General features: G+C 45.7%; 12 protein-coding genes and 1 tRNA gene. 3 read left to right on the top strand and 10 right to left on the bottom strand.

Features of this window, described 5'->3' with window-relative positions:
- Positions 1-550: 550 nt before the first annotated feature.
- From nusG to NO989_RS01025, 5 genes are all read right to left on the bottom strand, one after another.
- Positions 551-1,102 carry a transcription termination/antitermination protein NusG gene (gene nusG, locus NO989_RS01045; protein ID WP_014951044.1) on the bottom strand — a complete coding sequence of 184 codons (552 nt, stop codon included), beginning with the start codon at positions 1,100-1,102 and terminating at the stop codon, positions 551-553.
- A gap of 4 nt (positions 1,103-1,106) precedes the next feature.
- A complete protein-coding gene (gene secE / locus NO989_RS01040; RefSeq protein ID WP_014951045.1) occupies positions 1,107-1,484 on the bottom strand; it encodes a preprotein translocase subunit SecE in 378 nt (125 codons plus the stop codon).
- An 81-nt stretch (positions 1,485-1,565) separates the two neighbouring features.
- A tRNA-Trp gene (locus tag NO989_RS01035) sits at positions 1,566-1,642 on the bottom strand.
- 167 nt (positions 1,643-1,809) lie between these two features.
- Positions 1,810-3,651 (bottom strand): ABC transporter ATP-binding protein, encoded by a 1,842-nt coding sequence (locus tag NO989_RS01030; protein WP_061486708.1) that lies wholly within the window; start codon positions 3,649-3,651, stop codon positions 1,810-1,812.
- A gap of 231 nt (positions 3,652-3,882) precedes the next feature.
- A complete protein-coding gene (locus NO989_RS01025) occupies positions 3,883-4,506 on the bottom strand; it encodes an RraA family protein (protein ID WP_061486709.1) in 624 nt (207 codons plus the stop codon).
- A 251-nt stretch (positions 4,507-4,757) separates the two neighbouring features.
- On the opposite strand from NO989_RS01025, the gene NO989_RS01020 reads away from it, so the two are divergent.
- Positions 4,758-6,824, top strand: a complete 2,067-nt coding sequence (locus tag NO989_RS01020) for a M13 family metallopeptidase (RefSeq protein ID WP_061486710.1) — start codon at positions 4,758-4,760, stop codon at positions 6,822-6,824.
- Between the two features lie 138 nt (positions 6,825-6,962).
- Entirely contained in the window at positions 6,963-7,655 is a 693-nt protein-coding gene (locus tag NO989_RS01015; protein ID WP_061486711.1) for a lysoplasmalogenase, read from the top strand.
- Here NO989_RS01015 and NO989_RS01010 read toward each other — a convergent pair.
- The 5 genes from NO989_RS01010 to NO989_RS00990 form a co-directional block, all read right to left on the bottom strand.
- Positions 7,652-8,050, bottom strand: a complete 399-nt coding sequence (locus NO989_RS01010) for an ACT domain-containing protein (RefSeq protein ID WP_061486712.1) — start codon at positions 8,048-8,050, stop codon at positions 7,652-7,654. The two genes, NO989_RS01015 and NO989_RS01010, sit on opposite strands and share 4 nt — an antisense overlap.
- Positions 8,051-8,098: 48 nt before the next feature.
- Positions 8,099-9,478 (bottom strand): ATP-dependent RNA helicase DbpA, encoded by a 1,380-nt coding sequence (gene dbpA / locus NO989_RS01005; RefSeq protein ID WP_014951051.1) that lies wholly within the window; start codon positions 9,476-9,478, stop codon positions 8,099-8,101.
- Positions 9,478-10,788, bottom strand: coding sequence for a substrate-binding periplasmic protein (locus NO989_RS01000; protein WP_371341882.1), 1,311 nt, complete (start codon positions 10,786-10,788; stop codon positions 9,478-9,480). Before NO989_RS01000 ends, dbpA begins: the two co-directional genes overlap by 1 nt.
- Positions 10,758-11,804: a dihydroorotase gene (gene pyrC / locus NO989_RS00995; RefSeq protein ID WP_014951053.1), complete on the bottom strand. Its 1,047-nt coding sequence runs from the start codon at positions 11,802-11,804 to the stop codon at positions 10,758-10,760. The genes NO989_RS01000 and pyrC overlap by 31 nt, the downstream gene beginning before the upstream one ends.
- 98 nt (positions 11,805-11,902) lie before the next feature.
- Positions 11,903-12,445, bottom strand: a complete 543-nt coding sequence (locus NO989_RS00990) for a lipocalin family protein (RefSeq protein ID WP_371341881.1) — start codon at positions 12,443-12,445, stop codon at positions 11,903-11,905.
- Positions 12,446-12,700: 255 nt separating this feature from the next.
- Between NO989_RS00990 and NO989_RS00985 the strand changes: the two genes are divergently transcribed.
- Positions 12,701-13,651, top strand: a complete 951-nt coding sequence (locus NO989_RS00985) for an aldo/keto reductase family oxidoreductase (RefSeq protein WP_371341880.1) — start codon at positions 12,701-12,703, stop codon at positions 13,649-13,651.
- Positions 13,652-13,673 lie beyond the last annotated feature (22 nt).

Below are 13,673 nucleotides of genomic sequence, written 5' to 3'. Positions count from 1 at the left end.
CCAAAGATGAGTAATAGATCAAAATGGGGGATCGGTGTCAAGAAAAATAAATCAGTTAATTAGGTGCGGAATGACGGGTGCAGGCGCTTTAAGTCCGGTTAAAGGTTTCAGCTCTCTCGCAACATCCGTAGGTGGTGGGTTAGTTTCGGGCGCTATAGCAAATTTGGCGTCGGATCTAGAGGGTTTAGAAACAACAGATGAGTGAAGGTCAAATTTAAAATGGTAGATATCGGAACGGTGTTCATTTGGGTCATGGTAATTTGTGGAATGAACCTAATCTTAAAACGTGCGCTGGGTGTCAGATTTTGGGACTCTTTTACAAAGAGCGATAAAATCTCTGAAAAAACCGCAACAATATTGCAGTTTATGTTTATATTTCTTTCGCTTATTAGCTGTTATTTCTGGCTTATTTAGGTCAAGAGGATGCTACGTTGTAGTTACATGCATATTTTTATAAATATTCACCGCTCTCCTTTTATCGTTATCTAGATACAAAAAAGCCCCGTCAAACGGGGCTTTTTAAAAATGCTATACGGTAGCTTGAGTAGGCTTAGCCTTTTTCTACCTGACCAAATTCTAGGTCTACTGGAGTAGAACGACCGAAGATAAGTACCGATACTTTTACGCGGCTCTTTTCGTAGTCTACTTCTTCTACCACACCGTTGAAGTCTGCAAACGGGCCATCGATAACGCGAATAACTTCGCCTGGCTCGAACAGCGTCTTTGGTCTTGGCTTATCAACGTTTTCTTCAAGACGATTTAAGATAGCGTCAGCTTCTTTCTGCGTGATTGGCATAGGACGGTCAGATGTGCCGCCGATAAAACCAAGTACGCGAGGTACGCTTTTCACTAAGTGCCATGACTCTTCCGTCATCGCCATTTCTACCAATACATAACCTGGGTAGAACTTACGCTCAGACTTACGCTTTTGACCCGCACGCATTTCTACTACTTCTTCTGTTGGTACTAGTACCTGACCGAAGTAGTCTTCCATGTTGTGCATTTTGATGTATTCAAGCAGGGTCTTCTTAACGCGAGACTCATATTGTGAATAGGCTTGAACTACGTACCATCTTTTCTTTACTGCTTCTTCTTCAGACATACGGTTATGCTCCTATTCCTGTAATAAAGCCAACTACACGAACGATGATGCCGTCTAGTCCCCATAAAATTAGTGCCATAATTAACGTCGCTGCAAGCACGATAAGTGTAGTTTGGTTCGCCTCTTGGCGAGTTGGCCACACAACCTTGCGAACTTCTGTGCGAGACTCTTTAGCGAAGCTCAAGAAGGTGCTACCTTTTTCGGTAGTTGCCGCGATGAAACCAGCTATACCAACAACTACAACAATTGCGATGGCACGGTATAGTACCGAGATCTCACCGTACATTGTATTAGCGGTTACTAAACCGGCAAGTAGTGCAAAAACCACTACCCATTTAAACATGTCCAATGCATTGGACTGATTTTCCGTCTTTTCGCTCATGTTACGATCCTAGCACTACAGCGTCGTTGTTTTACGCATCTAAAAAATGCGCAACTTAAAAATTCTTAGTTTAAGTAAATTTGGCAGGGGTGGAGGGACTCGAACCCCCAACCATCGGTTTTGGAGACCGCTGTTCTACCAATTCGAACTACACCCCTGTGGTGTCGATAAGACAAAATTTACTTACACTGCCCTTGTGAGTTGTGCGTCTTTTCTAAGGAAAGTGCGGTATCGCAAGGGAGGGACGCGTATTATACTTAACCACTTTCAAGATACAAGCGGTTTATCCATCCCATCTGCGATTGAAGGCTAATTCGCGCCTTGCCTATTCAACGCCTATAAATCCGCCCGTTTGGTGCGCCCAAAGCTTGGCATATATGCCATTGTGCGCAATAAGCTCGGTATGGGTTCCCTGCTCTACAATATTGCCCTTATCCAGAACAAGTAACCTGTCCATTTGCGCAATGGTCGACAGTCGATGCGCAATAGCCAACACGGTTTTGCCTTCCATCACTTTATCCAGACAGGCTTGAATTGCCGCTTCAACTTCTGAATCTAGCGCTGATGTGGCTTCGTCCAGCACTAATACAGGCGCGTCTTTCAGTAACACTCGCGCAATAGCAATGCGCTGGCGCTGACCGCCTGAAAGCTTAACACCTCGCTCACCTACATGCGCGTCGTACCCTGTTCTACCGTGACTATCGGTAAGCGTAAGAATAAAGTCGTGCGCTTCGGCCTGTTTGGCCGCACGTATCATATCTTCTTCTGTCGCATCCGTTCGACCGTAAAGGATATTGTCGCGTACCGAGCGGTGCATCAGTGAAGTATCTTGTGTCACCATGCTGACTTTGGCGCGAAGGGTTTCTTGGCCTACTTCAGTGATATCTTGACCATCAATGACAATGCGACCACTTTGGGTGTCGTAAAAACGCATGAGCAAATTAACCAGGGTCGATTTACCTGCCCCAGAGCGCCCCACTAAGCCCACTTTTTCTCCAGGCTTAATGGCTAAATCCAAGTTAGTGAACACATCAATAGGTTTGTTGTCTGCACCTGAATAGGAAAAATGCACATTATCGAAATTAATCCCGCCGCCATTTACCTTTAACGCATCGGCTTTTGGCTTGTCTTTTACTGCAATAGGCTGCGCTAGTGTATTCATGCCATCCTGCACCGTGCCTAAGTTTTCGAACAAACCTGATACTTCCCACATAACCCAGTGCGACATACCGTTTAGTCGCAAACACAGACTAATAGCAATGGCGATATCGCCCGGGCTCGCGATGTTTTCCATCCACAAATACACAGATAGCGCACCAATGGTGAAAATAAGAATGGCGTTAGCCATTTCCACGCAGAATTCCAACACGGTAACCAAACGCATTTGCGGGTAAACCGTCTTAAGAAAACCATCCATACTTTCTTTTGCGTAATCCGCTTCGCGGCGACTATGTGAAAACAGCTTCACCGTTGTGATATTGGTATAGCTATCGACAATACGCCCAGTCATTAATGAGCGCGCGTCGGCTTGCTTTTGCGAGACTTCTTTTAGTTTAGGTACCAGCACCTTCAAGATACCGATATACACAAAAAACCACACGATAAGCGGCATGGCTAAGCGCCAGTCAGTGCTGAAAATAAGCACTACCATAGAGATAAAATAAACACTGATGTACACCAGCAAATCGAGAACCTTGGTCACGGTTTCTCGTACCGATAGCGCTGTCTGCATCACCTTGGTGGCCACACGGCCGGCAAACTCGTCGTGGAAGAAGGTTAAACTTTGGCCAAGCAAATAGCGGTGAGCCTGCCATCTAATGCGCATGGGATAGTTCCCCATCAGAGACTGACGAGAAAACAGCGAGCGCAACAAAATAAATAATGGAATAAAAACGAGAACGGTTAAACCCATGCCAATGAGGGTAAATTTTTGATCCGCTAAAAACGTGTCTCGGTTTTGATCAGAGAACCAGTCAACTAACTGCCCTAAAAAGCCGAAAAGCGCCACTTCTAACATGGCAACAATGGCACTTAGCACGGAAACAGTAAGGATTACGCCCCACATGCCTTTTGTGTAGTACTTACAAAATGCAACGATACCTGTTGGCGGTTGGGTAGGCGGCGTGTCAGGGAAAGGCTGGGTCAGCTTTTCAAAAAATGAAAACATGTAGAACTCGTTAGTTATTCAGTGACAGAGCACGTTTACGTATGCCCCAAAATGCTGGGTCACAATTCTACACGATAACTGAAAGTGTGTTGAACTTTGCGGTGTTTTTTTGCCGCAAAGCTCGTTTAACATTAGCTAATATTTGGCACAGGCTGATACTTGGCGAAAATTATTATCTGGAGAAGAGCTCACATAAAACAACTCAACACTAAGCTAATTTCCTGTCAGCCTTCACTCTGCAAAGCCTAATTTAGCGAGTATGCTTTCTACTTTTTCAACATGTTCAGCCTGCCATTGTTCAAGTGACATAGAGCCGTCTTTCTGGGCACGTTTTTGAGCAATGTCATAGGCTGCTAGCGCCTCATCTCTTGGAATTACTGCAATGCCCTCTTCGTCTGCAACAATGATATCTCCGGCGTGAACCGTTACACCAGCACAGGTAATCGGCTCATTTAACGGGGCTATACACTTTTTGGCTCCTGGCTTGGGTATAACGCCCCTGGCAAATACCGGGAATTTGTTGTCACGGGTTTCTGCAAGATCTCGTATAACACCATCAATCACGAAACCTTTTATGCCGCGAGACTGGGCTATCGCGCAGACGTTACCGCCCGCAACAGCGAATTCATCATCGGCTTCCACAACAATAATGTCACCGGGGCTTGCGCGATATATCGCCGCATGCAGCATAAGATGGTCTCCCGGCTCACACTTAACGGTAAATGCTGGACCCGCAATGCGTGGCATGCCTTCCCACAATGGTTTTATCGCATAGTGCATGAACTGCTCTCTTGGCAGCGCATCGGCGTACTCACAAGGTGATACGCTATCGAAAGGGGTATTGTGTAAGTCCATCGCCGTTCCTTGAATGTTGTAGTGTGTGAAAAAAACACTATAGCGAAATTAGCCCTACAAGTTGTTACAAGCTGTGTATTTTCACTATAAACACTTTTTCTATCCCCCCCGCCATGCTAAAAATTAGTAAAAAGCGTGCACGCAATACGCCACACCATTCTTTCGAAGGGATGCACAGGTTTCGCAACGCACTAAAAACAATAAGCGACAAGCCCAAATGTCGCCCAATAAAATGAAAAGGAAAACTCGACATGTTACGTAGCGTTTTAAGCTTAAGCGTGGCACTGGCCCTCACGGCTTGTAGCCCACAAAATTCATCCACAGAACAACAGACACAGAGCGCGGCTACCGAAGAAGCTCAGCAACAGCTTTCTTCAGGTGTCATTAAAGAAAATATGGATCTGTCTGTTGACCCGGGTGATGACTTTTTCCGCTACGTAAACGGCAAGTGGTTTGATAATTTTGAAATACCGGCAGATAAATCGAGCTACGGTTCTTTCGTGATCCTTCGCGATGAAGCACAAGATCACGTTATGGATATTATAAAATCGTCTGCAGAAGGCGACTTTAAAGCGGGCAGCGACGAGCAAAAAGTCGGTGATTTTTACCGTGCCTATATGGACATGGAAACCCGCAACGAACTTGGTACGACGCCGCTAAAGCCTGAGTTAACTAAGATTGATGCCATTGAAGACTACACCGACCTTGCTGAGTATTTCGCTTATGCAGCTCGCTATGGCTACGGTACGCCGTTCAGCCTAACTCAATACCCTGACCTTAAGTCGCCAAAAGAATATTTGATGTACACGTGGCAGTCGGGCTTAGGCCTTCCTGAGCGCGAGTACTACTTCAAGGACGACGAAACATCACAAACCATTCGCGATGCCTACGTTAAACATATTCAAACCATGTTTGAGCTGGCGGGTTTCGACGCGCCTAAAGAAAGTGCGGATATGCTGTTCGCACTTGAGACTAAAATTGCTCAGCTACATATGAAAAAAGAGCAGGCCCGTAACTTTGCTGCCAACTATAACAAACTGACAATTGAAGAACTTAAAGCGTTAATGCCTAAGTTCGACTGGGACGCTTATCTTACTGAAGCAGACATTAGCGACATTCCTTCGCTAGGCATCCTGCAAAAAGACTACATGCAAAACATTGATGGCGTTATTGCAGATACCTCACTGGAAGATTGGAAAACGTTCCTTAAGTGGGGCTTGTTAAATGCTTCAGCCAGTCGCTTAAATGCCGAGCTTGATGAAGCAAACTTCAATTTCTACAGCAAAGTGCTTCGCGGTGTTGAAGAGCAACAGCCACAATGGCGTCGTGCAGTAAGCCTTTCAAATGCCCATGTAGGCGAGCTAATCGGTAAGGTTTATGTGAAACAGCACTTCCCGCCTGAAGCGAAAGATCGCATGATGGAAATGGTTAATAACCTGTTGTTAGCTTACAAAGAAAGTATCGAAAACCTTGATTGGATGACAGATGAAACCCGTGCACAAGCACTAGACAAGCTATCTAAGTTTACTGTGAAAATTGGTTACCCAGACCAGTGGAGAGACTATTCAGCGCTGACAGTTAATGCCAGTGACCTGTTTGGAAACCTAAAGCGTTCTTCGGACGTGCTGTACGAAGAAATGCTTAAGAAACAAGGCGGCCCAGTGTGGACCCACGAATGGGGCATGACACCACAAACTGTTAATGCTTACTACAACCCTCCGCTAAACGAAATTGTATTCCCTGCGGCTATCCTTCAACCTCCGTTCTTTGACATGAACGCCGAAGATGCGGTTAACTACGGTGGCATTGGCGCGGTAATTGGTCATGAAATTGGCCATGGTTTTGATGATTCAGGGTCAACCTTTGACGGTGACGGCGTTCTGCGAAACTGGTGGACTGACGAAGATCGCGGCGAGTTTGAAGCACGCACTGCAAACTTGATTGAACAGTATAACCAGTTTGAGGTTCTGCCTGACTTGCACGTGAACGGTGAATATACCCTAGGTGAAAACATCGGCGACCTTGGCGGCATCAGCATCGCACTTAAAGCTTACCACCTGTCTCTTGATGGTGAAAAAGCACCTGAACTAGATGGTTTCACTGGCGATCAGCGTGTATTCATTGGTTACGGTCAGGTTTGGGCAAGCAAATATCGCGAAGAAGCGTTGCGCAGCCAAGTACAAACCGATACCCATTCACCTACGAAGTTCCGCACTAACGGTGCTGTTCGCAACGTACCTGAATTCTACGAAGCGTTTAACGTGACCGAAGAAGATGCGTTGTATTTACCACCAGAAGAACGCGTGAAAATTTGGTAATTCGCGTACTCTAAACACAGTACATAGAACGTAGCGTACATAAAATACGATAGCTAAAGCCCCATGTTTGCTTCACCAAACTGGGGCTTTTTTTGTCGTGTTGAAGTGTATGACTGAGCAGTTTCAAAAAGGCTAAATATGAATGTAAGAACAACTATTGTCTTTAGCAGCTTAGCGTTGATTTACCTGGCGACGCTGCCGCTTACCCCCTGCGTGGCGCAATTCTTACCCAAAGCCCTGCCTATTGTGGTACTGGCAGTTTTCGCCTATACAAAACTTAGCGCCATGCCGCGATACATGGTGTTGGCGGCGTTACTTTTTAGTCTTGCCGGAGATGTTAGTCTGGCCTTGCCCTTTGCTGATAGTTTTATTACCGGCTTGGCGTGCTTTTTTGTTGCCCATTTAACGTATGCTATGTGTTTTGCGTTGCTGCATCGCCGCCTACAAGAAACGCCCGGCGACCATATCATTTCACGCAAACCAAAGTGGTTCATTAGTATTATTATGGTTAGCTTTGCCGTAATGATGGCAGTGCACATTCTGCCAGCGTCGAAAGCCTTATTTTACCCTGTAGTCGCCTATATTAGCGTAATCACACTGATGGGTTTAACCGCAGTGTGGTTGGCTCAAACTAAGCTGATCGTAACCGGTGCGTTATTTTTTGTGATATCAGATGCCATTCTCGCCCAGTCGGTTTTCAAAACCCCGCTTCCACTGTCTACCATTTGGGTAATGACAACTTACTATGGTGCCCAATATTGCTTAACCATGGGGCTGGTTGATGGTTTTTTGAGAAAAGAGAATAAGCAGGAAGAGATTGGTCAGACCTAGTTAGACAACGACGTTAAAACGTCTATCGCCAAGTCGGCTTTTTCAGCTGGCACGAAAATATGGTCGTGATAATAAGCGGCCACCACGTTGGCGCTAATTCCTGCCTTACCCAGCGCGGTGGACATAGCTGCAGTCATGCCTACCGCTTCCAAACTAGAATGCACTTCACAGGTTATACAGCGGTAATAACCTTCAAATTGCAGATTAGCTTTCTCGGCTGCGGCAACCGGAAGAATAAGGGTGGTGCCCTCGCGTTCTTGAAACATCCCCTTAGCTACTGAAATTAACGCACTAGTTAATCTGTCAGCAGGCAAGGTAGTAAAAACGTAATTTTCACTACTCGCCACAGGATTCAGATTTTTCAGTATCACGCTCAAGTCAGTTTCAGCGACCACACTCACCTTCCATTGAATAACGTCAGTACTTAGATCTAAGAGCGCATATTAAAGCTTTCGGGCTCTAATACGCTTTCCTTTAATCTTACCTTCTCTAAAGTGCGCCATGGCTTTTTTCACGCTTCGCGTTTTCACTGCGACAAAACTCATGCTGTTCTGAACTTTAATTTTGCCCAAGTCGTCGCCAGGAATGCCCGCATCTTTGGTAAGTGCACCCACCAGATCGCCTGGGCGAAGCTTTTCCTTTTTACCCGCGCTTAGTGAAATACAGGTAAATTCAGGCTGAGTAATTTTGTTTTTATGAAAACGCAGGCTTTGTGCGCCTTTAAGTGGAATATCGCTTTCTTGCAATACTTCTATTTTTCGCAAAAAGTGCTCTTCGTCATCGCTGACTAGCGTGACCGCCATGCCCTGTGCGCCTGCTCGCGCCGTGCGACCAATGCGGTGAATATGGGTTTCCGGCTCTTCACTTACCGTGTAATTAATTACGCAGGCAACATCATCAATATCCAGCCCTCGCGCAGCTACATCGGTGGCAACAAGTACTTGTAGCGCATCGCTGGCGAACTGCATTAGCACCGATGTGCGTTGATGCTGTTCCAAGTCCCCCTGAAGTCCAGCTGCGCTAAAGCCATCTTCGATAAGCTCCTCAACCACTTCATTTACCTGAACCTTGCGGTTACAAAATACAATGGCATTTTTAGGTTGGTAGTGGGTAAGTACCGCTTTAAGCGCCTGAGTGCGTGTGTGCGGGAGCACGTTGTAGCCCAATTGGGTGATAGCGGGTTTACTGTCTTGAGACTCAACTTTACAGGTTACCGGGTTGTGCAGGTACTGCTTGGCTACACGCTCAATTTGTTCCGTAAAGGTTGCAGAAAACAATAGGGTTTGCACTTGTTTTGGCGTTTGACCGAAAATAATGCGTAAATCGTCTTCAAAGCCCATATCTAACATGCGATCGGCTTCATCGAGGACACGCAACTTTACGTTACTTAGGTCAATTCGACGCTTTTCCACATGGTCCATTACGCGACCCGGCGTGCCCACAATGATGTGAGGGCTATGTTTCAGTGACTGAATCTGCGGCCCCATAGGCTGGCCACCACATAACGTGGTCACTTTAATATTACCGATGTTCTTAGCCGCCGAACGGCACTGCTGAGCCACTTGATCAGCAAGCTCTCGGGTAGGACAAAGTATGATAGCCTGCGTGGTAAAATCATTCACTTCTACGTGCTGCAAGGCAGGAATTACAAAGCACAGAGTCTTGCCGCTGCCCGTCTGCGCTTGGCCTATCACATCTTTCCCCTGCAACGCCTCAGGGAGCGATTGTGCCTGTATAGGGGAAAGTTGGTAAATGCCTTGTGAGTCTAGCGCCTTGGTGATGGCAGGGTTTATATCTAAATGCTTAACTGTTTCAACTGTCATTAATTTGGGTTCCAAAGGTGCACTACACCATGTTCGGTATGATGAGCTATGCCGTATTCTTGGGACACCATGTCACTCCAGGAAGAAAGCTGCTCATTAAACTTGTCACTCATTTTCACACCGGCCGCCGCTAACTTGAGCTTCTCTAAAACCAAAACACAGGTGTCTTTCTTTGACAGTGCTAGGTAGGCCGTTGAAATGTCGTACTTACTCGATAGGGTTATTGTCTCACATTTAAATTGTTTTGGGTTACATCCAAAGTCAATTGCCCCCTGAGAACCGAAAATAGTATCAATTTCGTTGTTGATCAGTGCGTCCACTAATGCCTGCCACGAATCATAGGCTTTTACTTTGAAGCCATGCTCTATCGCAACGTTATAGCGGTAGTCTTCCAATAAGGTACCAACCCTAAAGTTCTTTGGTACGTTGGCAAAGGATTCAAAATAGGGCTTATCAATGCCGTACAGTCCATGAAGGTTTCTTGATACCGGCGTTACCCAGTGAAACACGCTTTCTCTTTCATGCGTGCGAATTACTGAGAATACCAATACGTTAGACTTGGTCATTGCTTCCTTTGCAATACGTTCCCATGGCGCGGAAAGGATACTCTGCTTGAGCGTCATCTCATCTAATATGTCTCTGACCAAGTCTGCAGCAATGCCTTTAAGCTTTCCTCGCACTCCCACCTCTGAAAAAAGTGGCACAATGTCGGCGATGACCCAAAGATTGTCGGTATTAGCATGCAGCTCACCTGCTAAGCTTAGTGTTCCAAAAGTAAGTATTGTGGCCGGGAAAGATGCTTTCAGTTCATCCCGCATTGCGCTAGCAAGCAATGTGAAGTCGTCTGAACCTTTGTATTGAGCAATCAGCTCGCTCATCCGCTCTGCAATATCGGCAGAACCTTCACTTTTGCTCAGTGCGATATAGCTCACTGCTATTGTCGTTGCCTGACTGCCCGCATTAGGCGTACAACGAACATTATTTCCACATTCAAAGGCAAATAGCGGCGTGATCCAATAATAACTATCTTCGTTATTTTCATCTCTGATCAAATTGATAAGGACGTCAGCTTTATTCGATATGGTGTCAGTAGCAGGCGTTAAATCAATGCCATTTTTTGATAAGGCATTTTTAAACGCTGTGAGTGAGTAAGATTGAATACTCTGCTTCTCAGAGGAAGATAGGGTGCTTGGTAAATCGGGGGCGTGAGAGTAAGAGAGTGCTTGTGCCCAAGTGGATGAACTCCACAGGGCACATAAACAGACAATAACAACAAAAACTACGCTTGAAATGCCTTTTCTAATTTCCACTGCAACGTTTGCCCCGCATAAAATGGAACCATATCGGTGCCATCAGCTAGGGTTACTTGTTCTGGCACCGTCCACGACTCTTTCACTAATGTCATTGTAGTCGTATTTCGTGGTAAACCATAAAAATCTGCACCGTAATGGCTAGCAAATCCTTCGAGCTTATCTATTGCGCCTAGCTGCTCGAACACTTCGGCATAAAGCTCAATTGCAGACCATGCGCTATAACAACCCGCGCAGCCGCAAGCATTTTCTTTTTTATGTTTTGCATGAGGTGCCGAGTCGGTACCTAGGAAGAATTTTTTGTTGCCGCTTGCCACCATATCGCGCAACGCTTTTTGATGCGTGTTACGTTTTAGTACTGGCAAGCAATAGTTATGAGGGCGTACGCCGCCAACCAGTAAATCGTTGCGATTTAACAATAAGTGCTGAGGGGTAATGGTGGCTCCAACAAATTCGCTGGCGCCCGCTACGAAGCTTGCGGCATCTGCTGTTGTAATATGCTCAAACACCACTTTCAGCTTAGGGAATGCGTCAACGATAGGCCCTAAATGGGTATCAATGAACACTTTTTCACGGTCAAAAATATCAATGTGATGTTCGGTCACCTCACCATGAATTAGCAACAATAAGCCTTGCTCTTGCATGGCTTGAAATACAGGGTATAAAGCCTGAATGCCTTTTACAGCCGCATCTGAGTTAGTAGTGGCCCCTGCAGGATATAGCTTACACGCAGTTACGCCCGCTTGTTTTGCATCGATAATGTCTTGAGGTGTAGTTTGATTAGTAAGGAATAAGGTCATTAATGGCTCAAAGCTACTACCTTTAGGTCGCGCAGCTTCAATTCGCCCTTTGTACGCCATGGCCATTTCAGCATTAACCACCGGTGGTACAAGGTTTGGCATAACAATAGCGCGCTGGAAACAACGTGCGGTTGCAGGCACTGTTTCAGCTAGCATTTCGTTATCGCGAAAGTGAAGGTGCCAATCGTCTGGCGTAGTAATGGTGAGCGTTTGCATGCCTTGTCTCTCTTAGTACTTATTCAAACAGAGGGGAAGATGCGCGCAATAATAGCACAATTCCCATTTTGCGCGCAGAACAACTCGCTCGAAAGTGGCTATGAATTCTCTTCGCCGTGCTCTACCCAAATAAGCTTGCTAACGTCGTACCCAGCCGATGTCGCTTTTTCTAGTAAACGGGTGCGGACTTCATCTGAAATAGAAGGTGTTCGCGCTAAAATCCAAAGGTAGTCTTTATCTGGGCCTGTTATCAAAGCATATTGATAACCTTCTTTATCTAGCTCCATAATTACATAACTAGCGTAAAATGGGCCAAAGAACGATACTTTCAGATGCCCTGTCGTTTCAGACTCTACAAAATACGCTTTGCCCTCGGCTTCATCCCATGCATTTTCTTCTACTGAAAAACCGCGATTAATTACCTTAACCCCTCCGTCATCGCGCATGCTATAGGTTGCCGTAACTTCGCTTAATCCTTCTTCGAAGCTATGGTCAAAGCGCGCTACTTCATACCACTTCCCTAAATAACGAGGAAGCTCAAAGCCTTCAACCGGCACTACCTTGTCAGGTACGCCAGTACAGCCAGACAAGCCCACACACACCATACCCGCCATAATCATTGAAACTAACTGCTTAAACATATGCCCTCTTTTCCTTGAACTCAGCTTTTAAAAAGCCCACTGATTAATTTAAATACACGCCTACATCGCAAAAATGATCTTTATCGGTGCTGCAACACCATAAACCTTCAAGCTAGGCTAACGGTCGACAGTAAAAATACGCTCGCCTAATCAGACTTTTCTTATCGCTTGGACCATATTACAGTGCTTTTAAAACAAGCCTTGAGCTAATACAGGCCCTGCCCACTCGATATTCTCAAACAGGGAGAAAATGACATGAATGCACACTTTCCACACGCAAGCCGCTTAATATATGGATGCATGGGCTTAGGTGGCGGTTGGAACGACAAACCGGCAACCAAAGCCGATATAAGCCAAGCAAGAAGCATCATTGATACTGTGCTGAGTTTAGATATTAATGTGTTTGATCATGCTGATATTTATACGTTCGGCAAAGCCGAAACGGTTTTTGGTGAAGCGCTCAAGCAAGCACCCGAATTAAAAGACAAAATGATTATCCAATCTAAATGTGCAATACGATTTGAGGATGATTTAGGACCAAAGCGTTACGACTTTTCAGCAAATCACATTCACACGTCGGTTGAAGGCATTCTCTCTAGATTAGGAATAGAACAGCTTGATATACTGCTGCTGCATCGTCCAGATCCACTTATGGAGCTAGACGAAGTCGCCGGTACACTGAAGCTGCTTCAGCAGCAAGGTAAAATAAAGCATGTTGGCGTTTCAAACATGCATGGTCACCAAATTAATTACCTGCAGTCTGCACTTTCCACACCTATTGTTGCCAACCAACTTGAAATGAGCCTTGGCTTTAGAGACTGGTTAGAAGACGGCATTACTACCAACAGCGCTGCTAATCGCGATACAGGTTATGCGCCCGGCACACTTGAATACTGCATGATGAACAACGTGCAACTTCAGGCATGGGGAAGCTTGGCACAAGGTAGATACACAGGTGCAAAAGTTGAAAATAGTAATGACCGTGCAACAGCAAACTTAGTGGCTCAACTTGCAGGTGAATATCAAACTACGCCTGAAGCGATTGTTTTGGCCTGGTTGATGCGACATCCTGCCAACATTGCGCCCGTTTTGGGCAGTACCAATATTGACAGAATTAAAGCAAGCCAAAAGGCTGAAGATGTTCATTTAAGTCGAGAGCACTGGTACAAGTTATTTGAGGCTGCTCGCGGTCAAGAGATGCCGTAAGCATAAATATTAAGGAAATTAA

This window comes from Alteromonas sp. DY56-G5 (assembly GCF_041414725.1).
GTDB lineage: Bacteria > Pseudomonadota > Gammaproteobacteria > Enterobacterales > Alteromonadaceae > Alteromonas > Alteromonas macleodii.
The sequence above is the reverse complement of the archived record's forward strand: the minus strand, read 5'-3'. Positions and strand labels throughout refer to the sequence as shown.

What these genes read in the sequence shown, in the direction of transcription:
- NO989_RS00990 (WP_371341881.1), bottom strand. Translation starts at nt 12,445, where the DNA reads ATGTTTAAGCAGTTAGTTTCAATGATTATGGCGGGTATGGTGTGTGTG.
- NO989_RS01030 (WP_061486708.1), bottom strand. Translation starts at nt 3,651, where the DNA reads ATGTTTTCATTTTTTGAAAAGCTGACCCAGCCTTTCCCTGACACGCCG.
- dbpA (WP_014951051.1), bottom strand. Translation starts at nt 9,478, where the DNA reads ATGACAGTTGAAACAGTTAAGCATTTAGATATAAACCCTGCCATCACC.
- NO989_RS01020 (WP_061486710.1), top strand. Translation starts at nt 4,758, where the DNA reads ATGTTACGTAGCGTTTTAAGCTTAAGCGTGGCACTGGCCCTCACGGCT.
- NO989_RS00985 (WP_371341880.1), top strand. Translation starts at nt 12,701, where the DNA reads ATGAATGCACACTTTCCACACGCAAGCCGCTTAATATATGGATGCATG.
- secE (WP_014951045.1), bottom strand. Translation starts at nt 1,484, where the DNA reads ATGAGCGAAAAGACGGAAAATCAGTCCAATGCATTGGACATGTTTAAA.
- nusG (WP_014951044.1), bottom strand. Translation starts at nt 1,102, where the DNA reads ATGTCTGAAGAAGAAGCAGTAAAGAAAAGATGGTACGTAGTTCAAGCC.
- NO989_RS01015 (WP_061486711.1), top strand. Translation starts at nt 6,963, where the DNA reads ATGAATGTAAGAACAACTATTGTCTTTAGCAGCTTAGCGTTGATTTAC.
- pyrC (WP_014951053.1), bottom strand. Translation starts at nt 11,804, where the DNA reads ATGCAAACGCTCACCATTACTACGCCAGACGATTGGCACCTTCACTTT.
- NO989_RS01025 (WP_061486709.1), bottom strand. Translation starts at nt 4,506, where the DNA reads ATGGACTTACACAATACCCCTTTCGATAGCGTATCACCTTGTGAGTAC.